We start from the raw sequence: 19268 nt of genomic DNA, 5'->3' as shown, positions 1-19268 counted from the left end.
GGGGATGACAATGTCGAGGCGGCTGGCCCTGTTTTTCGTCCCTCTGGCCGTTTGCGCGCCCGCCGGGGCGCAGCAAGTCTATGGCCCCAGCGACTTTGAAAGCGAAGCGAGCAGCGACGAGCCGGTGCCGCTGGTGGAGGCGAAGCCTTGCGAAGAAGAGGTCCGCGAGGACGGCGCCATCGTCGTGTGCCGCGAACTGGACGAGGCGGAGCGTTACCTGTCCCCCTTGCCGCGCCCGGTGCGGTCGGACAAGCGCCACGTGCCCGGCCTGACAGACCCGCCGTGCTGGGTTACGCAGCCCGAATCGCTCGCCTGCATGCGCGTGGGCTACGTTCCGCCCTATCCGCCGCTGATCGACGTTTCCGCTTTCCCGGAACCGCTGAGCGAGGAGGAGGCAGCGGCGGTTTCGGCGGTCGTGGTGGAGGATGTCTCGCCTTCGGAAGTGTTGACCGGCGAACGCGTCCCGATCGACCTGTCGGAAGAAGGCTAGCCGATCAGGCGCATCACCAGCGGTTCTTCCACCAGCGCGGGCGAGCCTTCCAGCAGCTCCAGCGCACGGGTGACGCCGCTTTCCGGGCCTTCATGGGTGACGAGCGCCACCAGGACCGGCTCCTCGTTCCCGTCATCGGGATGGCCGTGCTGGATCATGCTCTCGATAGAGACGCCCGCATCGCGCATCGCGGCGGTGATCTCCGCCAGCACGCCGGGGCGGTCAGCCACGGTGAAGCGCACATAGGCGCGGTTGCGGCGGTTGCCCGGATCGGCAGGCGTGCTGGCCACCAGCGTCTCCACAGGTTGCGAGAACGGGGCCATGCGGCTGCCGCGCGCAATATCGACGAGGTCGGCCACGACCGCGCTGGCCGTGGGGCCATCGCCCGCGCCCGCGCCCTGGAACAGCAGGCGCCCGACGTGATTGCCTTCCGCCACCACCGCGTTCGTCGGTCCGTCCACGCCGGCAAGCGGGTGGCGCACCGGCACGAGATACGGCGCAACGCGCTGGAACAGGTGGCGCTCGCCGCCCTCCTCCTTGCAATCCGACAGGCCGATCAGGCGAATGACGTAGCCCAGAGCGCGGGCCTGGGCGATGTCGGCAGCGCGGATCTTGCTGATACCACTGGTGTCGACGGCAGCGAAATCCAGCTCGGTCCCATAGGCAATGCTGGCGAGGATGGAGAGCTTGTGCGCCGCGTCCACGCCCTCGATATCGAAAGTCGGGTCGGCCTCGGCATAGCCCAGCGCCTGCGCGTCCTTCAGCACCTCGCCGAAATCGCGCCCCGTCGTTTCCATTTCGGAGAGGATGTAGTTGCTGGTGCCGTTGAGGATGCCGTAGATGCGCTCGATCCGGTTGGCCGCCGCGCCTTCCGCCAGTCCCTTGATGACCGGGATGCCGCCCGCCACCGCCGCCTCGTAACGCAGCGGCGCGCCATTACCCTCGGCCAGCTTCGCCAGTTCGAGCCCGTGGTGCGCCACCATCGCCTTGTTCGCGGTGACGAGGCCCTTGCCGCTGCCCAGCGCCTTGCGCGCCAGAGCCAGCGCAGGCCCGTCCGAGCCGCCGACCAGTTCCACCACCACGTCCACATCGTCGCGCGCGGCGAAGGCGGTCATGTCGTCTTCCCAGGCGTAGGGCGAGAGGTCCACGCCGCGATCCTTGCCGCGGTCACGCGCAGAAACCGCCACCACCTCGATCGCGCGTCCGGCGCGGGCGGCGATCAGGTCGCCGTTCTCGGCCAGCAGGCGCAGCACGCCCGCGCCCACGGTTCCAAGACCCGCCAAGGCGATTCGCAGATTGTCAGCCATTGCATTCCCCGTCCTGATACGTTCGCTAATACGTTCGGGGCGGGACCGTTAGGCATCGAGGCCTCGCTTGGCCAGACCAGTCGTGCTTCTACCCGGTAAAGCGCCGCTCGCACGGGCCGAGTTCGGCGAGGATGAAGGCATAGTCCTCCCGGGCACGCGCCTGCGAGGCGCGGTCCGTCTGGAGGAACGAGTCGGCGGGCAGTTCGCGCGGCAGGAAGCAGGCGAACTGGAACCATTCGAGCGATTCGGGCTCCGGCGGAGTGGCCGAGGCATCGACCAACTCGCCCAGCGACACGCCCCATTCGGGCGTCATGCCGGGGCGTCGGATCACCGACAGCGATACGGGCGCGCCGCTCTCGGTCTCGACGAACATCTGGGTTTCCGATTCGCCTGCGAGGTTGCCCGGCACCGAGATCACGTCGCGCACACCGGTGATCGCCGGCGGCACATCCGCCGAGGCCAGTTGGGTCAGCACGCGGCGCACGCGCGATTCGATGCGCGGCCCTGCGGGCAGCATTGAATCGGAGGACAATAGCTGGATCGCGCCGGGCTGGCTGCGCGAGAGGTCTCCGAAGATGAGGAAGGTGCGGTCTTCGAGGTCCGGCGCGTCGCCATCAGCGTCACGCTTCTGGTCCACCACGAACACCAGTTCGCTGCCCACGCCCTGAGGCGCGACCAGCAGGCTCTGCGTCAGCGCCTCGATATACAGGCGCACCTGCGAAGGCGGGAGGTTCGGTGCGCGCTCGGCCGGGAAGGGGATCTGGTCTTCTACCGCCACGATGGCCACGGTGTCGGCGTCCATCGCCATCGTCACCAGGTCGGCATAGGTGGGCGCTTGAGAGGGCGGCAGTTCCGCTACGGGCATGTCCTGCGACATCGCCGGGCCGGTGGTGGCGCAGGCGGCCGCCGCACTGCCGAGCAGCCCGACGAACAACGCGCGAAAAGGGGTAATGCTGGATCGGGTCGGCATAGGATTCCTTCTCGGACGAACCATCTGAAACAGGCCTTATGGGCGCGATCGGACAGTGCAACAATGCACCAGGACCGACGTCGGGTCCGGGTTTCGTTGCAATGCAGCGCCATCTCGCTGAATCGGGGCTTAATCAACAAAGGGTTTGCTCCATCCCTATTGGCCCGTTAAGAGCCGCCCAAGTCTGTCCGGGAGAAAGATAGAAAATTTCCCGCTGTGACGTTTTTGGCACATTTTAGGTTGTGCCGGGTCCGCGTCACTAGTTATCAAGCGATAGGCAAAACATTCATGCGGGATCGCTCGGAGCCAATCCGGGTAATCTCAGGAGGGCCGGATTGTTCGATCCGGCCGGTTGAGAAACGGAGTGAAGGGACTGGATGGCTTACGCTGACCAAGAAATGAGCGGCAGTCGAGTAATCTCGATTGTCATCGTTGCCCTCATCCACGTGGCAGTGGGCTATTTGCTCATTTCCGGACTCGCCATGTCGGCGGTGAAGGAAATCGCTGAGCGAGTGACCACCGTGGACATTGAGGAAGAAGTGCCGGAGCCGGAGGAGGAGCCACCGCCACCCCCGCCCGAGCAGGAAGTTGCGCCGCCGCCGCCGGTTGCGCCGCCTCCGCCGATGAACATTTCGCCGGCACCGCCGCCGATCCGGACACAGGCGAACATTCCGCCGCCGGCTCCGCCCGCGCTGCGTATTCCGCCGCCAGCCCCGGCGGCACCGCCTGCACCGCCCCCGCCGCCGCCGCCTTCGCAGGCGCGCCCGGCGACGCCGGACGGCCAGGCTCGCTGGACCCGTCGTATCATCGAGAACTACCCGTCGCGCGCCCTTCGCCGCGAAATCGAGGGTACGGTCGGTGTTTCGGTAACCATCGATGCCGAAGGCCGCGTATCGGGATGCCGCGTCACGCGGTCCGCCGATCCGATCCTGGACGAAGCCGCGTGTTCTGACATTACGCGCTACGCACGCTTCAACCCGGCCCTGAACGATGCCGGCAACCCGACGACGGGCAGCTGGTCCACCAACATTGTTTACCAGATCAACTGATCACACAGACATTCTCTAGGAAGAGGACACAAACGCATGCTTATCGAAATTCTCGCCCCGACGGGTGCCGAAGTTGGAGCCCAGCAGTTCGGCTTCATGGAAGCCATGGAACAGGGCGGCCCCGTCGCCTGGTCGATTCTGGCCATCCTGGTGATCCAGTCGGTCGGTTCGTTCTACATCCTGTTCACCAAGATCTTCGAACAGAACAAGGTGATGAAGGAATACCGTACCAACCGTGCCGCTTTCTGGCGCGCCGGTTCCATCAAGGAAGGTGCCACCAAGTTCGACAAGAACAGCGCATGGCGCCAGCTGGTCGACGACGGCATCCGTGCCGGCGACGAATCGGCCAAGATGCACGACAGCCTCGAATCGCATGACTGGCTGCACGGCACCCTCGCCCGTTCGGAAAGCGCCATCATGGCCAAGCTGAACGGCGGCCTGCCGTTCCTCGCCACCGTGGGTGCAACCGCACCGTTCGTGGGCCTGCTCGGCACCGTGATCGGTATCTACCGCGCTCTCATCAACATCGGCATGTCCGGCTCGGCCTCGATCGACAAGGTTGCAGGCCCGGTGGGTGAGGCCCTGATCATGACCGCTATCGGTCTGCTCGTGGCCGTGCCCGCGGTGTTCGCCTACAACTACCTGATGAGCCGCAACCGCAAGATCCAGTCGATGCTTTCGGGCTTCTCAACCGATCTGCAGGCCAACATCACCTCGAACGGCGCCGTGAAGCCGGCCCTGGCCCCGGCCGCCGCCAGCAAGACGGCCGCTGCCAAGCCCGCCACCACCAAGGCAGGTGCCACGGCCACGTCGACCACGCCGAACGCCCCGAAGGCCTAAGGCAAGCGACGCAAGAGAACCGGGGCGGGCGCTTTCGCATGCGAGCGCCCGCCACCAGATACGAATTCTGAGATAGGACTAGAGACATGGCCATATCGATGGGAGACGGCGGCGAAACGCCCATGTCGGACATCAACACCACGCCGCTGGTGGACGTCATGCTGGTGCTGCTGATCATCTTCCTGATCGCGGTTCCGGTTGCCATCCAGACGGTCGAAGAGCTCGAGATTCCGATCTTCGAGTCGGTTGAATCGGATGACAAGGTCGAGAACCTGCTGATCACCGTCACCACCACCGATCCGGAAGGCCGCACCCCCAGCACGCTGAACACCGCCTACACCGGTGCGACGCGCGACGGCGAATGCCGGATCTTCCTCAACAACACCACGCTGGTCGATTCGGGCGAGCTGTACGATCGTGCGTTCGAGCGTCTCGATACAATCGTGACCAACGCCGGTGGACCCGAAGCGATCATGCAGAACCCGGAACTGATCCCGCAGGTGCATATCCGCGGTGACGTGAACGCCCCGTGGCGCTGCGTGGCAGGCACGATCTTCAACGTCCAGGCGGCTGGCTATCCCACCGTCGGGTTCATTTCCAACCCCGTCGACCCGAACGGCTGATCCAGCCCTTCGGTCACGACGCGGACGATAGACTTTAAGGAGTAAGCTACCATGGCAATGTCAGGCGGCAGCGATGATGGCGAACCGATGATGGACATGAACATGACGCCGTTGATCGACGTCCTGCTCGTGCTGCTCATCATGTTCATCATAACCATCCCGGTGGCGACACACGCGATCAACATCGATCTGCCCTCGCCCACCAACAACCCGGACACCCCGGATGTCGACCCGATCAAGAACAAGATCGTGCTGACCCCGGACGGCCAGATCCTCTGGAACGCCAGCCCCATCAGCCAGGGCGAACTGGTTGGCAACCTGCAGCAGTCGCTGACCTACGCGGTGGAGCCGGAACTGCAGTTCGAGCCGGAAGCGAATGCCAGCTACGACCTGTCGGCAAAGGTGCTCAACATCATCAAGGCCAGCGGCGTCACCAAGTTCGGCTTCGTCGGCAACGAGAAATACCGCAGCTTCGGCAAGGAATAATCCTTCACCCAAAAGCTGACCAAATCAGGGGCGGAGCGATTCGCCCCTTTTTTGTGCCCGCATTCCGTGCATTACCATCTCCCCAGCGCCAGCCTTGACCACCGGGCCTTTGTGTGATGTTATTGTGTTACATAAATCGGGTTGAGGAGAACATCATGGCCATTCGCTCGTGGATGCTAGATCGCAGCTTCAACCGTCAGCCCGAACCGATGAGCGCGCTGAACATCACGCCGCTGATCGACGTGCTGCTGGTTCTCCTCGTCATGCTGATCCTCTCCATCCCCATCGCCGCCCACCGGCTGGACGTGGACCTGCCCGGCCCCATACCCGGTGCAGCAACCGACTACGAAAGCGTAGCCCTGGTGGTGCAGCAGAATGGCGCGGTGCTGTGGAACGGGGAGCCTGTGAGCAGCGACGAGTTGGGCACCCGCCTTGCCGCAGCGGCCGTCCAGCCCGAAATGCCACTGATCCGTTTCGAGCCAGAGGCCAATGCCAGCTACGCAGCAAGCGTAAACGTGATCAACGCCGTGGCCGATGCCAAGCTCGACAAGTTCGCCTTCGTCGGTAACGAGCGCTACCGGGAATTCGATGCGCAATAAGTGGCGCCGTGGCGGCGCTCAGGACGAAGAATTCGCGCTGATCACCAGCATGTCGCTGGTCCCGCTGGCCGGCGTACTGCTGATCGTGGCCGTCCTGGCCATGAGCACCTACGGCCTGAAGACCCACGCGATAGAGGTAGACCTGCCCACTCCCGGCGAACCGATCGGGATCGCGCCGCTCTCCCCGCCGGTAAACCTGCTGAGCATCGCGCGGGACGGCCAGTACACCTGGAACAACACCCCGGTGACCGAAGCAGAGCTTCGCGCAAACCTGGCGCAGACCCTGAAGGAAGTGCCCCAGCCCGCGCTGCATTTCGCCCCTGCTCCAGATGCCTCCTACGGCGATGCGACGGCACTGATGGACATCGTGCGGCAAGAGGGCCTGATCGACGCCTGCTTCATCTTCTCCGATACCTGGCGCCATCGCCGCTACGAGGACGAAGAGCCCGACAACGATCCGCAGCCAGCTATGCACCGGGCGTGTAGCTGGCCTTATGGCTATTGATCGCGGTTGCGCCGTTCCGACACCTGCTCCACAGCATGATGGTGCCCGAACACGTCGACTATCAGTCCGCTGGAACACAGCTCTACTCCGATGCCATTTCCGATGATCTGGCTCAGCTTGCCCAGACACTGGAGGCCTGCAGCACTCGCGCCGGACATCGTTTTGCCGATCTGGCGCCGCTCGCCCCGTTTTTAGTCGAGGGGAAGGCGGGATCGATCGCCCGAGAGAAGCTGGGCGCACGCGCCCGGCCCGTGCGGGCCGTACTTTTCGACAAGACTGCCGGTGCCAACTGGTCGCTCGCGTGGCATCAGGATCGCACGGTGGCCTTACGGGCCCGCGCCCCTGCACAGGGCTTTCGCAACTGGACGGTGAAACAGGGTATCCACCATGCCGAGCCGCCATTCCCGCTACTTTCCCGCATGGTCACGCTGCGGCTACACCTTGACGATGTGACCGAAAACAATGCGCCGCTGATGATCGCACCCGGGTCGCACCGGCTCGGGCTGATCCCGGAAGCCGAGATCACCAGCGTCGTCGCGCGCTGCGGCACGGCGGTCTGCCTCGCGCAGGCAGGCGATGTGTGGTGCTATGCAACGCCGATCCTGCACGCCTCCGCCGCCTCGAAATCGCAGGGGCATCGTCGTGTCCTCCAGGTCGATTACTCGGCGGACGACCTACCTGCGCCGCTGCAGTGGCTCCCCACCTGAACCCTTAGTCCTCCAGCCCCTCCGGCAGTCCGTCCACCCGCATTGCCGCGCCCGCCAGGGTCTCCGCTTCCAGCAGCAGTTCGTCGTCCTGCGCGCCCTGTGGCACGCTTTCGCGCCCGATCATCACCATCACCGGCACGGCCAGCGGGCTGACGCGGTCGAGCTTAACGTGATCGAGCCGTTCGGCGGCGGTATCCAGCAGGTCGCCCAGCCGCCCGATGTCGGTCATGCGGGCGCGGGCATCGGCCCAAGCGGCTTCGATCAGCACGTGGTCGGGCTCGTACTTGCGCAGCACGTCGTAGATAAGGTCCGTGCTGAAGGTCACCTGCCGCCCGCTCTTGCGCTTGCCGGGATGCTGCCGCTCCACCAGTCCGCCGATCACCGCCACTTCGCGGAAAGCGCGGCGCAACAGGTGCGAATCCTGCACCCAGTCGATGAATTCCTCGGTCAGGATATCGGGAGACAGCAGGGGGCGCGGGTCCTCCACCGGCTTCAGCCCCCAGACCGCCAGCGAATAGTCGTTGGCCACGAAACCGCCCGGCATCAGGCCCATCGCCTCCATCCGTGCGGTGATGAGCATGCCGAGCGACTGGTTCGCGTTCCAGCCGGTGAATGTGTAATAGACGGTGTAATGCCGCTTGGCGTGGGGAAAGCTCTCCACCAGCAGGTTGTCCGGTCCCGGCAGATGGCTGCGCCAGTCCTGCACTTCCAGCCATTCGCGCACGTCGTCGGGGAAGCGCGCCCAGCCCGCCCTGTCCACCAACAGCGCGCGTACGCGGTCTGCCAGATGGGTGGTGAGCGGCAGGCGCAGGCCGCCGTAGCTGGGGATCATCGCGGACTTCGAACTGGCGCGCACGATCAGCTCCATGTCCTTCAGCTGCTCCACTTCCACGTTCACGCCTGCGAACTGGAACGTGTCGCCGGGGCGGAGCGAGGCGGCGAAGCGTTCCTCCACCTTCCCCAGCGAGCGGCCATTGCGGAAGCGCACTTCCAGCATCTCGGAATCGACGATGATACCGGCGTTCATGCGGTGGCGGTACGCCTGCTCGGGATGGGTGAGCCGCCACACGCCTTCACGATCGCGCGTGATGCGCTTGAATTTGTCGTAGGCTTTGAGCGCGTAACCGCCGGTGGCGACGAATTCGAGCACGCGGCCGAACTGTTCCGCGTCGATCATGGCATAGGGCCAGCAGGATCGGATCTCGGCCAGCAATTCGTCCTCGCGGAAGGGGGCGGCGCAGGCGCAGGCCATCACGTGCTGGGCCAGCACGTCGAGCCCGCCGGGGCGGAAGTCCTCGCCGTCGCGCTGGCCTTCGTCCACCGCCTGCATCGCTGCGGTCGCCTCGAGGAACTCGAAACGGTTGCCCGGCACCAGCAGCGCGCGGCTGGGTTGGTCGAGCCGGTGGTTGGCGCGGCCTATGCGCTGGAGCAGGCGACTGGAGCCCTTGGGCGCGCCCATCTGCACCACCATGTCGATATCGCCCCAGTCGACGCCGAGATCGAGGCTGGCCGTGCACACCAGCGCGCGCAATTCGCCGCGCGCCATCGCCCCCTCCACCTTGCGGCGCGCCTCTTTCGACAAGGATCCGTGGTGGATGCCGATGGGCAGGTTGTCCTCGTTCGCGTCCCACAGGTTCTGGAAGATGTACTCGGCGAGAAAGCGGGTGTTGGTGAAGACTAACGTTGTGTTGTTCGCCCGGATTCGCTCGTACAATTGCGGGATGGACCACGTGGCCGCGTGGCCGCCCCACGGCACGCGCTCTTCCTCCGGCAGCAGGATTTCCACCTGCGGTTCTGCGCCCTTCTCGCCCTGCACCAGCTCGACGCTGTCGATGTCGCCCCACGGCGCGATCCACGCGCGGTAGCCTTCCGGGTCGGCCACCGTGGCGGAGAGCGCGGCGCGCTGCATGCCGGGCGCTATCGCCTGCAGGCGGGAAAGCGCCAGCGCCAGCAGGTCGCCGCGCTTCTGGGTCGCGAAGGCGTGAATCTCGTCGACCACCACGCGTTTGAGCCCCGCGAACAGGGTGAAGCTGTCTTCATAACTGAGGAGTAGCGAAAGGCTCTCGGGCGTGGTCAGCAGCACGTTGGGCGGACGGGTGCGCTGGCGTTTCTTGCGGTCGGACGGGGTATCGCCGCTGCGCGTCTCTATCCGCAGGCCAAGGCCCATTTCCTCCACCGGGGTGACGAGGTTGCGCTGCACGTCGTGCGCCAAGGCCTTCAGCGGCGAAACGTAAAGCGTGTGCAGCCCCTCGGGCGGCTTTCCGTCGTCAATGCGTGAGGGGCAGAAGTCCGCAAGCGTCGGGAGGAAGCCCGCCAGCGTCTTGCCCGCCCCGGTATCGGCCACCAGCATCGCGTGCTGGCCCGCGTCCGCAGCCGCCAGCATGTCGGCCTGGTGCCGCCGCACGCGCCAGTCGCGGCTGGCGAACCATTCGCTGATTTCCTGGGGGATGGCCGCGTCTGTCACTGCAGGGAAAAGCGTTCGCCTGCCGCCGCGGTTCCGTCAAGCGCCCTAGTTGACGCGGGGTGAAGGCCCTTCGCCCTGCGGCAGGCCTTCCGCCACTTCGTGCTGCGCCCGGTTCTCTCCGGGGAATGTCACTTTCAATGCGATTGCCAGCACCACCGCCCAGAAAGCAGCAAGTGACCAGTAGAACAGTTGCGGATTACCTGCGCCTGCTGTTTCCGCCGCCAGCCACGCGCCCATCGGTCTACCGAAATTGCCGCTCGCCATGTAGATCGTGAATTGCGTTGCCGCGACCGCAGGACTGCACAACCGCATGGCCATCGTGATGCCAGCGATGAAATAGAAAATCTGCATCATGTCCATCGTCACCATGAAGGCAACGAGCACCCGCGGATTCGACCAGTAAGGCTGCGCAAATCCCATCGCCGCCATCGCGACGATCCCGATCACCAGGCAGAAGATCAGCGTGCGCTGCGCCCCGATCTTCTCGGTAAGCCATCCCCCCACGACGAGGCCCGTCACGCCGCTGACGAAGCCAAGGGTCGAGATGAAGCTGGTGTATTCGGTCAGCTTCCAGCCGCCGGTTTCCTGGAACAGCACCGGATGGAAAGCCTCGAACCCGCCCCACGGAACGGCGCGCGCAAGGATCAGCGGTACGAACAGCAAGCTGAGCGGCATGACGATGGCGCGAAACGAGTTCTTCAGCAGCGGCCACCATGCCTCCACCTGGATATCGAGATTGCGCGGATGGCTCTTGCCATCGGTCCACGGCAGGTGCCGTTCGCCCGGCCGTTCTTTGATGACAATGCCGTAAAGCATGACCAAGCCGGGTATGATCGCCCCGATCATCAGGCACACCGCGATGCCGTAATTGGCGAGCAGCCAGCCGCCTGCCGCCGTGGTCGCGGCAATACCGATCAGCTGCGCACCGCCCATGACGCCGCCTGCGTGGGCACGCTCTTCCTCTGGCATGATGTCCACGGCAAGGCTGTCTATCCCCACGTCCTGGAACGTGACCGCGGCATTGGCGGCAAAGCCCAGCACCGAGAGCAGTATGACGTCGCTCGCCTCCGGATAGGCCACCGCGCCTGCCAGCAAGGCGAGGACGATGCAGCCTTGCGCTCCGATGATCCACACGCGCCGCCTGCCCATCGGCAGAAAGGTGTAGCGATCGATGAGGAAGCCATTGATAATCTTGAGCGACCAGGGAAGCGCCGAGATGCCGACGACCGAAGCAATCTCCGCCGTTCCGCTGCCGTTCGCGGCCATCCAGGTCGGCACGGCATAAAAAAACAGTCCGACGGGAAAGCCCTGCGTAAAGTAAAACAGCAGGAGAGTTAGCAGCCGTAGCAGCTTGTTCTCAGTCAATACGAGGCTGAAGCCTGCCGGTGCTGTTGTCGCCATCGATTCCCCCCGGAACTGGCGAAAGTATGACTTATTTTCATCGCTTGTCGAGCCGCAGGCACAAGGCACTGTATTCGCGGGAACTCTCTTTGCTCAAGAGCCATTGAGGGCTGTGTCGGGGAACGACGGGCCCCAGACAATCGCTCGCGCCGGCGATACGTTTCGCTGCTACATACCTCCTTCGTGCATCTGTGCAGCAGCGGCCATGCCGTCGCGCAGTTCGGCCTTGGAGAGGCCCGTCAGCGCCATCACCCGCGCCTGTTCGGCCGACGAGAGTTCGTCGAAACCGCGAGCGGCAGGAACATCGGCCAGCGCCTGCTCCATTTTCGCGGGCATCTCGTTCACCATGCCGAACATGATTTCGGGATTGGAGAACATGGCCGACATGATCCGGGGATCGCCTGCCATGGCATAGGATTCGCGGGCGTAGCGCAGGCCGCTGGGCGTGGAGAAGAAGGCGTCGATATCGACGAGTTCGCTCTCGGTGAAATAGATGGCGTAAAGCTCTGCCATGACATCGCGCACGATGGGTTCCATCTGCGTCATCATGTCGGCCATCATCGCCTGCGTCACGTTGGTGATCGCCGCATTGCGCTCTCGCCAGGCGGGATCGACGATGGCGAGGATTTCGGCGCTGGTTTCGTTGCTCACGGCCAACTCGTCGGCGGAATAGCCCAGTGCGCCTGTCAAAGCTGCCCCGGTATCCTCGTTTGCCATTGCCATGACTGGACCCAGCGTCCGCTCGAACATGGAGCCCATGACTTCCATCATCGCCCCTTCCGGCAGCACCCTGCCGACGATCTGCGTGGCCAGCGGGAGCCGCGCCTCCTGCTCCGCAGTCAGCGGCTCGACTTCGAACATGGCGGCAATGGCGGCGAATTCATCCTGGCCCATCTCATCCTGCGCCAGCGTGGGCGTGGACAGAAGCGTCAGAGCGGCAGCGCCCGAAAGCGCGATCATGGTCTTGCGAAGCATCTTCTGTATCTCCCCCCTATTGGCCCACGCTTTCGCCGCGTTCGAGGCCGCTCAGCGCAAGTTGCTCGTCGATCTGGTGCAGCAGCCGCTCCAGCCCGTCATCGCTGTCGCTTTCGGCGCGGGCGACCAGCACGTCCTGCGTGTTGGAGGCGCGCAGCAGCCACCAGCCGTCGTCGGTGGTGACGCGAACGCCGTCGGTGGTGTCGGCCACCGCGTCGCTGGCGGCGATGCGTTCGGCGATCTCGCCGATGGCGGCGAACTTACGGCTCTCGTCCACCTGGAAGCGCAGTTCCGGCGTGTTGAGCATGGCGGGCATTTCGCCGCGCAGCTGCGTCACCGACTTGCCCAGCCTCGCCGCTGCCGCGATCAGGCGCACGCCGGCATAAAGCGCGTCGTCGAAACCGTAGTATTCGTCGGCAAAGAACACGTGTCCGCTCATTTCACCCGCCAGCGGCGAGGAAACTTCCTTCATTTTGGACTTAATCAGAGAGTGGCCGGTCTTCCACATCAGCGGCTTGCCACCGTGTTTCTCGACGTGGTCGAACAGCGCCCGACTGGCCTTCACATCGGCGATAATCGTGGAGCTAGGTAGTCTTCCGAGGAGGTCCTCGGCGTAAATCATCAGTAGTTGATCCCCCCAGATGATCCGGCCTTCGCCGTCGATCGCGCCGATCCGGTCGCCGTCGCCGTCGAAAGCCACTCCGAAGTCGAGGTTCTTCTCGGCGACAAGCTTCGCGAGGTCGGCAAGGTTGGCCTCGACAGTGGGATCAGGATGATGATTGGGAAAATTACCGTCGACTTCAGTGAAGAGCAGGTGATGCTCACCAGGAAGGCGCTGGGCGAGGAGTTCCAGCGCCGGGCCGGCCGCGCCGTTGCCGGCGTCCCAGCCGACCTTCAGACCGGCAAGCGAAGCGGTGTCCAGCCCCGCGAGTGCAGTCAGGAGACGCTCGACATACTCTTCGAGGATATCGACACTTTCGACGCGCCCCGCCCCGTCCAGCCAGTCGCCCGCGGCGCCAAGTTCCCCAAGCCGGGCGATATCGGCGCCGAAGAACGGCCGTCCCCGAAATACCATCTTGAAGCCATTGTAATTGGCGGGATTGTGGCTGCCAGTTATCTGAATGCCGCCCTGTACATCTTCGGCTGAAGCTTCCGCGTAATAGAGCATCGGCGTCGGCCCCATGCCGATGCGGCGCACGTTGCAGCCGCTGGAGGTAAGGCCCTCCACCAGCGCATGTTCCAGCATCGGCGAACTGACGCGCCCATCGTAACCCACGGCCACCATCGGCGCGTCCTCGCCCTCTCCCAGGTCGCGGCGCAGCAGGGTGCCGAACCCGCGCCCGATGGCCCGCGCATCGTCGGCGCCCAGCGTTTCCCCGATGATGCCGCGAATGTCGTATTCGCGCAGCACGGTGGGATCGAATTCGTGTTTCATTACAGCTCCTTGGGGTTCCGGAGAACCTAGCGCAGCGTCTAGCGCGTGTCGTCAGGCAATTGCGCCAGCAACAGGTCGCGCGCGGCATTCGCCTCGTGCACCTGTGCACTGCTGCCGCCCCGGTCAGGGTGAACCGCGGCGACGAGCCGCTTGTGCGCGGCAATGATGTCAGTTCTGCTGGCAAAGCGGGATACACCCAGCACCTTGCGCGCATTTTCCATCGCCTGATCGTGGGCAGATACCTTCGGCTGCCACGGCCAGCGCTTCAACAGGAAGTAATAGAGCAGGATCACCGCCCCGATGATGACGATGACCTTGCCCATGACGGATCAGGCGGCCTCGGTCACGAGCGTCGTCACTGGCTTCGCCGCAGACTTCTCGCGTTCGGGCAGTTGCAGGTTCAGATTGGCGATCAAGTTACGCAGTTCCTGCCGGGCGACGAGGTGGCTGGTGCCAAGTTCGCCCAGGTGCCCCTTGTCGAGCAGTGTGAGGCCCGAAGGGAACAGCTCGCGGTAGATCACGCGTTCGGAAAGGCCCTGCACCGCGCGGAAGCCCACGCGCTTCGACAGCTCTGTCAGCGCCTCGTCGATGCGGCGCTGGTTGCGCGCGTCGGTGTAACCGGTGCGGTTCCTCACCACGACCCAGTCCATCTCGCGCTTCTGCTGCTCGATCGTGGCGCGGCTGCGCTTGATGCGCGCTTCCCAGATCAGTTCGGCGTAGAAGCTCAGCTTGCGGACCTTGAAACTCTCCGCATCCACCTGCCCGATCAGATCGAAATCGACGAAGCTGTCGTTCATTGGCGTCACCAGCGTATCGGCGCTGGCGGCCACGTGGCGGGCGAAGGGGTCATCGCGGCCCGGCGTATCGAACAGCAGGAAATCCATGCCCTCGCCGATGCGCGCGGCCTCTGCCTCCAACGCCTCCACGCTGTCGCCGTGGCACACGTCGAAAACCGGACCGGGCAGGGCCACGTCGCGGCGGCGCTGGGTTTCGGCGCGGTTCTCGCAATAGCGGTAGAAGGTGCGCTGGCGCACATCGAGATCGAGCGCGGCGACTTTCGCGCCCTGGTAGGCGAGCGCCACGGCCACGTGCACGGCGGTGGTGCTTTTCCCGGTGCCGCCCTTTTCGTTGGCGAAGACGATACGATGCGGGGCAGTCACGAGCGGGCTTTCTCCGTTGGATGAGTGACGCTAGGCCAGTGGGCTACAGTCTACCGGAGCCTTGCGCCCATGCAAACAGTCACGACCCTGCCCGACCTGCGCCAAGCTGTGGATGAATTGCGCCGCTTTGACTCGAAACGGGACACCGTGGCGCTCGTGCCCACGATGGGCGCGCTTCACGAGGGGCACCTGACGCTGGTGCGCGAGGCGGCGAAGCGGGCCGACCGCGTCGTCGTTTCCATCTTCGTGAACCCGCGCCAGTTCGGCCCGAACGAGGACCTCGACGCCTATCCGCGCCAGCTGGCGGAGGATTCCGCCAAGCTGGAGGCGGAAGGGGTCGCGCTGCTGTGGGCACCGGGGCCGGAAGCGATGTATCCCGCGGGCTATGCCACCAACATCAGCGTGTCGAGCGTCAGCGACGGCCTCTGCGGGGCGGATCGGCCTGGCCATTTCGACGGCGTGGCAACGGTAGTGTGCAAGCTGTTCAACCAGGTGCGCCCCGACATGGCGCTGTTCGGGGAAAAGGACTGGCAGCAACTCGCCGTCATCCGCCGGATGGCGGGGGATCTGGACCTGACGCAGCCGCACGTCGACGCGATCTACGGCGTGCCCATCGTGCGCGATCCCGATGGCCTGGCGATGAGCAGCCGCAACGCCTACCTCTCGCCCGAGCATCGCGCCGCCGCCGCCGCCCTGCCGCGCGCAATGGACGAGGCGATTGCGCGAATCCGCGACGGGCAGGAGGTTGGACCTACGCTCGCCATGCTGGAAGACGAGGTGCTGGGCGCGGGCTTTTCCAGCGTGGACTACGCCGAATTGCGCGATGCCGATTCCATTGCGCTGCTGGACCATGACAACGGCAAGGCCCGCCTGTTCGTCGCGGCGCGCATCGGCGGTACGCGGCTGATCGACAACAAGCCGGTTTAGCCGGGCTAGCCTGACAAGGCCGCTCTATCTGAAATGATTAGGGGGCAGGACTGGAGCGGGTAAGGGGAATCGAACCCCTCTAGCCAGCTTGGAAGGCTGGAGCATTACCACTATGCTATACCCGCTCATGGCCGTGTCGCGCAGTTGCCACTGGAGCGAGGCCTTCGTCAAGCGTCCTGATCGGCGGACGCGCTTTCATCTTCGGCTTCAGAATTCTCGTCCTCAGGCGGTGCGATGCGAATCTCCACCCGGCGGTTGGCGCGGCGGCCCTCCTCGTTGGGAGTACCATCCGGCAGGGCGTTTGGTTCGATCGGATTCTGTTCGCCGAACGCGATGACCTCGATCCGGTCGTCATCCACGCCGCGTTCCACAAGCCATGCGGCCACCGCCTCTGCCCGAGCACGCGAGGCGCGCAGGTTGGCTTGATCGTTGCCGCTCGAATCGGTGTGCCCGGCGAGGATCACCGGCCAATCTTCCTCGATCGCCCTGCGTTCCATCAGCCCGGCGAGCCTGCGCTCGAGGGCAGCGCTGATCTCGGTTCCATCCGGGAATGGCAGCGTCAGTTCCACAGGCTGAACGGGCAGTTCGATATCTTCCGCCATCGGGGCGGCCGCATCGCGGATGATGGAGGCAACCGGGGAGGCGCTTTGCGTTGGCGTGGGCGAAGCGGTGCCGGAGGGACCTGCGGTTGCGCTTCCTTCGCTCGGTGTCGGCTCCTCGGCCTCGCCATCGCGGCGCATTTCGCAGGCCGACAGCGTCAGTGCCAGGGTCAGGCTGCCAGCTATGGTAAGAAATGGTTTCATGTCCTGCATCCTCATGCGGGTTTCGGCTTTGGTCCGCCCTTGCCGGCGCGCTTGGCGGCCTGCTCTTCCGGCGTCTTGGTGCGCGGGGGCGAGTAGGAGATGATCGTATCGCCCGGCTCCGGCTCCGGCGCGGCGGCGTGCGTGAAGAAACGCATTTCGCCGTCGGGCTCGATGAGCAACAACATGCTGGTCGCCTCGGGCAGCGTTTCGCGCGCGTCGTCCACGTTGAATTTGTCGGAGAGCTTGGTGCGGCGGAACACCCAGCCCTCGTTTTGCCGCTGCTGCACGTCGTCCACGCCAAAACCGGAGCGGAAGAGCGAACGGCCGCGCAGGCTGGCGGGAATGGCGCGGTGATCGTCTTCCGGCTCGCTCTCACCCAGCTGGTAGACCCGGTCCGTCCCGATCTCCGGGGCAAACTCGGAACATACGAGCGTGTTGTAAGCCTCGTTATCGGTCGCGGCTATCAGTGCCTGATAGGGCGTCAGGTCGATATTGTGCTCGGTCGCCTCGTTGAGGATTTCGCCATGGTAGGTCGGCAGGCCCGCCGCACGCGCGGGCTTGAGGCGCTGCCAGCTGGAATCAACGATCATCACTGGCGTATCCATGTCGTGCATCTGCTTGGCGAGCGCCACGGTCCAAGGCGTGCAGCCGACGATCAGCATTCCGGGGCGCGAGAAGCCCTTTACCTTCAGCAGGCGCGCGACGAGATCGACAGTGAATCCATGGGCCACGATCGTTGTCACCACGACGGCGAAGCTCAGGCCGACGAGAATGGTGCCGTCGGCATAGCCCAAGTCTTCCAGCCTGAGCGCGAACAGACCGCAGATGGCCACCAGCACGATGCCGCGTGGAGCGATCCAGGCGAGGAACAGACGCTCGTTCCAAGGCACGTCGGAAAACAGCAGGCTGAGCAGCACGGTTGCCGGGCGGACGACGAACAGCAGCGCGAGCAGGAACAGGCCGAACTGCCATTCGAATTGCCGCAACTGGTCGATGTCGAGCCCGGCGGAAAGCAGGATGAAAATGCCCGACACCAGCAGCACGGCGATGTTCTGCTTGAAGGGGTGAATGCTGCGCAGGGATGAGACGTGCATGTTGGCAAGCGCGATGCCCATGACGGTGACGGCGAGCAGCCCCGCCTCGTGCTCGATCTTGTTGCATAGCACGAAAGTGCCGACCACGGCGACGAGCAGGACGGGCACCTTGAGGAATTCGGGCACCAGCCCGCGCGGAAAGCTCCAGGCGATCACCCACGCGGCGGCAAACCCGATCAGGCCGGATATGCCCGCGGCAATTGCGATCTCGGGCACCACGTCGTAGGCGGTGCCGCCGCCTGCCGCCGTGCTGCGGAAGTATTCATAAGCAATCACGGCGCACAGCGCGCCGAAGGGATCGTTGACGATGGCTTCCCACTTCAGCAGCGCAGCGGGGCGCTGCTGCACAGCGCTCTGGCGCAGGAGCGGGATCACGACGGTCGGCCCGGTAACGACGAGGATCCCTGCGAACAGGATGGCGACAGGCCAGACGAGGCCAGCAACATAGTATCCCGCCAGTGAGCCGAAGAACCATCCCAGCGGCACGCCGAACACGACGAGGCGCCACACGCCGCCGCCGTATTTCCGGAATTCACGGAAATCGAGGCTGAGGCCGCCTTCGAACAGGATCAGCGCAACGCCGATGGAAATCATCGGCTCCAGCAGGTCGCCGAACGCGCTCTCCGGGTCCATGATGCCCAGCACCGGACCCGCCAGGAAACCGGCGGCCAGCATCAGCACGATGGCAGGCCACCCCGTCCGCCAGGCAACCCATTGAGCACCGATGCCAAGAACACCGACGAGCGCGATGACAAGCGCCTGTTCTTCCATCAGTCTCCTGCTTTCCTGATACCCCGTCTACAGGTCAACAATGCGCGAAGCGGGAAAGCTTTCCCACCCGGACCATCGCCGGCCCTCCGCGCAGGTTCTCAGTGCCCCGCAAAATCGATCAGAGCGTGCGTCGTGATGCCTTCTTCCGCCAGCGCCTTCGCGCCGTTGAGTTCGGGCAGGTCGATTACAAAGAGCGCGTGTGCAACGTCCGCTCCCGCACGGCGCAGCAGGCGGACAGCGGCCAGCGCGGTGCCTCCGGTGGCCAGAAGATCGTCCACCACCAGCACCTTATCATCCGATTCGATAATGGAGGGATCGAGCTCGACGCGAGCCTCTCCGTATTCGAGCGCGTAGTCCTCGCCGATACACTCCACCGGCAACTTGCCAGCCTTGCGAATGGGTACCAATCCCACGCCGAGGCGCAGGGCGAGCGCAGTGCCGAAAATGAAGCCGCGCGCTTCGATCCCGGCAACCTTGGTTGCTCCCAGATCGGCGGCCATTTCGGCCAGCATGTCGACAGACGCCGAAAGCCCCTCACCGTGGGCGAGGAGCGTGGTGATGTCGCGGAACTGGATGCCCGAAGACGGAAAATCCGGGACCGTGCGGACAAGCTGCCTGAGCTCGTCTCGCGACAGTCCCGGACCGTGATCCGTCAAAGGTTC

At 64.7% G+C, this 19268-nt stretch carries 20 protein-coding genes and 1 tRNA gene; 9 read left to right on the top strand and 12 right to left on the bottom strand.

Annotated elements, in window-relative coordinates; all coding sequences use genetic code 11:
• Positions 1 to 10 precede the first annotated feature (10 nt).
• Complete coding sequence (locus D4Q51_RS03480; RefSeq protein ID WP_120076362.1) at positions 11 to 490, top strand: hypothetical protein; 480 nt, start codon at positions 11 to 13, stop codon at positions 488 to 490.
• Here D4Q51_RS03480 and D4Q51_RS03475 read toward each other — a convergent pair.
• Together D4Q51_RS03475 and D4Q51_RS03470 are read right to left on the bottom strand one after the other, a co-directional pair.
• Positions 487 to 1797: a homoserine dehydrogenase gene (locus tag D4Q51_RS03475; protein WP_120076361.1), complete on the bottom strand. Its 1311-nt coding sequence runs from the start codon at positions 1795 to 1797 to the stop codon at positions 487 to 489. The two genes, D4Q51_RS03480 and D4Q51_RS03475, sit on opposite strands and share 4 nt — an antisense overlap.
• Positions 1798 to 1885: 88 nt before the next feature.
• Positions 1886 to 2767 (bottom strand): hypothetical protein, encoded by an 882-nt coding sequence (locus D4Q51_RS03470; RefSeq protein WP_120076360.1) that lies wholly within the window; start codon positions 2765 to 2767, stop codon positions 1886 to 1888.
• Between the two features lie 398 nt (positions 2768 to 3165).
• Here D4Q51_RS03470 and D4Q51_RS03465 point away from each other — a divergent pair, with 398 nt between their 5' ends.
• The 7 genes from D4Q51_RS03465 to D4Q51_RS03435 all read left to right on the top strand — a co-directional run bounded on the left by D4Q51_RS03465 (position 3166) and on the right by D4Q51_RS03435 (position 7576).
• Positions 3166 to 3816: an energy transducer TonB gene (locus D4Q51_RS03465; protein WP_120076524.1), complete on the top strand. Its 651-nt coding sequence runs from the start codon at positions 3166 to 3168 to the stop codon at positions 3814 to 3816.
• A gap of 36 nt (positions 3817 to 3852) precedes the next feature.
• Entirely contained in the window at positions 3853 to 4656 is an 804-nt protein-coding gene (locus tag D4Q51_RS03460) for a MotA/TolQ/ExbB proton channel family protein (RefSeq protein ID WP_120076359.1), read from the top strand.
• Between the two features lie 86 nt (positions 4657 to 4742).
• Positions 4743 to 5279 (top strand): ExbD/TolR family protein, encoded by a 537-nt coding sequence (locus tag D4Q51_RS03455; protein ID WP_205689430.1) that lies wholly within the window; start codon positions 4743 to 4745, stop codon positions 5277 to 5279.
• Between the two features lie 51 nt (positions 5280 to 5330).
• Positions 5331 to 5765, top strand: a complete 435-nt coding sequence (locus D4Q51_RS03450; RefSeq protein ID WP_120076358.1) for an ExbD/TolR family protein — start codon at positions 5331 to 5333, stop codon at positions 5763 to 5765.
• A 155-nt stretch (positions 5766 to 5920) separates the two neighbouring features.
• On the top strand, positions 5921 to 6364 hold the full coding sequence (locus D4Q51_RS03445; RefSeq protein ID WP_240624546.1) for an ExbD/TolR family protein: 444 nt from the start codon (positions 5921 to 5923) through the stop codon (positions 6362 to 6364).
• Entirely contained in the window at positions 6354 to 6869 is a 516-nt protein-coding gene (locus D4Q51_RS03440) for an ExbD/TolR family protein (protein WP_162925117.1), read from the top strand. The genes D4Q51_RS03445 and D4Q51_RS03440 overlap by 11 nt, the downstream gene beginning before the upstream one ends.
• A gap of 35 nt (positions 6870 to 6904) precedes the next feature.
• A complete protein-coding gene (locus D4Q51_RS03435) occupies positions 6905 to 7576 on the top strand; it encodes a phytanoyl-CoA dioxygenase family protein (RefSeq protein WP_240624545.1) in 672 nt (223 codons plus the stop codon).
• A 4-nt stretch (positions 7577 to 7580) separates the two neighbouring features.
• Here D4Q51_RS03435 and D4Q51_RS03430 read toward each other — a convergent pair whose 3' ends face one another.
• The 6 genes from D4Q51_RS03430 to D4Q51_RS03405 all read right to left on the bottom strand — a co-directional run bounded on the left by D4Q51_RS03430 (position 7581) and on the right by D4Q51_RS03405 (position 15011).
• Entirely contained in the window at positions 7581 to 10040 is a 2460-nt protein-coding gene (locus tag D4Q51_RS03430; protein ID WP_120076356.1) for a ligase-associated DNA damage response DEXH box helicase, read from the bottom strand.
• Positions 10041 to 10085: 45 nt separating this feature from the next.
• Positions 10086 to 11441 (bottom strand): MFS transporter, encoded by a 1356-nt coding sequence (locus D4Q51_RS03425; protein ID WP_120076355.1) that lies wholly within the window; start codon positions 11439 to 11441, stop codon positions 10086 to 10088.
• Between the two features lie 168 nt (positions 11442 to 11609).
• Positions 11610 to 12416, bottom strand: coding sequence for a DUF2059 domain-containing protein (locus D4Q51_RS03420; protein ID WP_120076354.1), 807 nt, complete (start codon positions 12414 to 12416; stop codon positions 11610 to 11612).
• Between the two features lie 16 nt (positions 12417 to 12432).
• Positions 12433 to 13851, bottom strand: a complete 1419-nt coding sequence (gene pgmG / locus D4Q51_RS03415) for a phosphoglucomutase/phosphomannomutase PgmG (protein ID WP_120076353.1) — start codon at positions 13849 to 13851, stop codon at positions 12433 to 12435.
• Positions 13852 to 13889: 38 nt separating this feature from the next.
• Positions 13890 to 14174: a J domain-containing protein gene (locus D4Q51_RS03410; RefSeq protein ID WP_120076352.1), complete on the bottom strand. Its 285-nt coding sequence runs from the start codon at positions 14172 to 14174 to the stop codon at positions 13890 to 13892.
• 6 nt (positions 14175 to 14180) lie between these two features.
• The gene (locus D4Q51_RS03405; RefSeq protein WP_120076351.1) at positions 14181 to 15011 is read right to left on the bottom strand and encodes a division plane positioning ATPase MipZ; all 831 of its coding nucleotides are present in this window, start codon (positions 15009 to 15011) and stop codon (positions 14181 to 14183) included.
• Between the two features lie 69 nt (positions 15012 to 15080).
• On the opposite strand from D4Q51_RS03405, the gene panC reads away from it, so the two are divergent.
• Positions 15081 to 15938 (top strand): pantoate--beta-alanine ligase, encoded by an 858-nt coding sequence (gene panC / locus D4Q51_RS03400; protein ID WP_120076350.1) that lies wholly within the window; start codon positions 15081 to 15083, stop codon positions 15936 to 15938.
• A gap of 51 nt (positions 15939 to 15989) precedes the next feature.
• On the opposite strand, the gene D4Q51_RS03395 is transcribed toward panC, so the two are convergent.
• From D4Q51_RS03395 to D4Q51_RS03380, 4 genes are all read right to left on the bottom strand, one after another.
• Positions 15990 to 16063 (bottom strand) — tRNA-Gly (locus D4Q51_RS03395).
• 42 nt (positions 16064 to 16105) lie between these two features.
• Positions 16106 to 16741 (bottom strand): OmpA family protein, encoded by a 636-nt coding sequence (locus tag D4Q51_RS03390; protein ID WP_162925115.1) that lies wholly within the window; start codon positions 16739 to 16741, stop codon positions 16106 to 16108.
• 11 nt (positions 16742 to 16752) lie between these two features.
• Positions 16753 to 18606 carry a cation:proton antiporter gene (locus D4Q51_RS03385; RefSeq protein ID WP_120076348.1) on the bottom strand — a complete coding sequence of 618 codons (1854 nt, stop codon included), beginning with the start codon at positions 18604 to 18606 and terminating at the stop codon, positions 16753 to 16755.
• A 98-nt stretch (positions 18607 to 18704) separates the two neighbouring features.
• Positions 18705 to 19241, bottom strand: coding sequence for an adenine phosphoribosyltransferase (locus D4Q51_RS03380; RefSeq protein ID WP_120076520.1), 537 nt, complete (start codon positions 19239 to 19241; stop codon positions 18705 to 18707).
• Positions 19242 to 19268: the final 27 nt, after the last annotated feature.

This window comes from Aurantiacibacter odishensis (assembly GCF_003605195.1).
Taxonomy (GTDB): Bacteria; Pseudomonadota; Alphaproteobacteria; order Sphingomonadales; family Sphingomonadaceae; genus Alteraurantiacibacter; species Alteraurantiacibacter odishensis.
The sequence above is the reverse complement of the archived record's forward strand: the minus strand, read 5'-3'. Positions and strand labels throughout refer to the sequence as shown.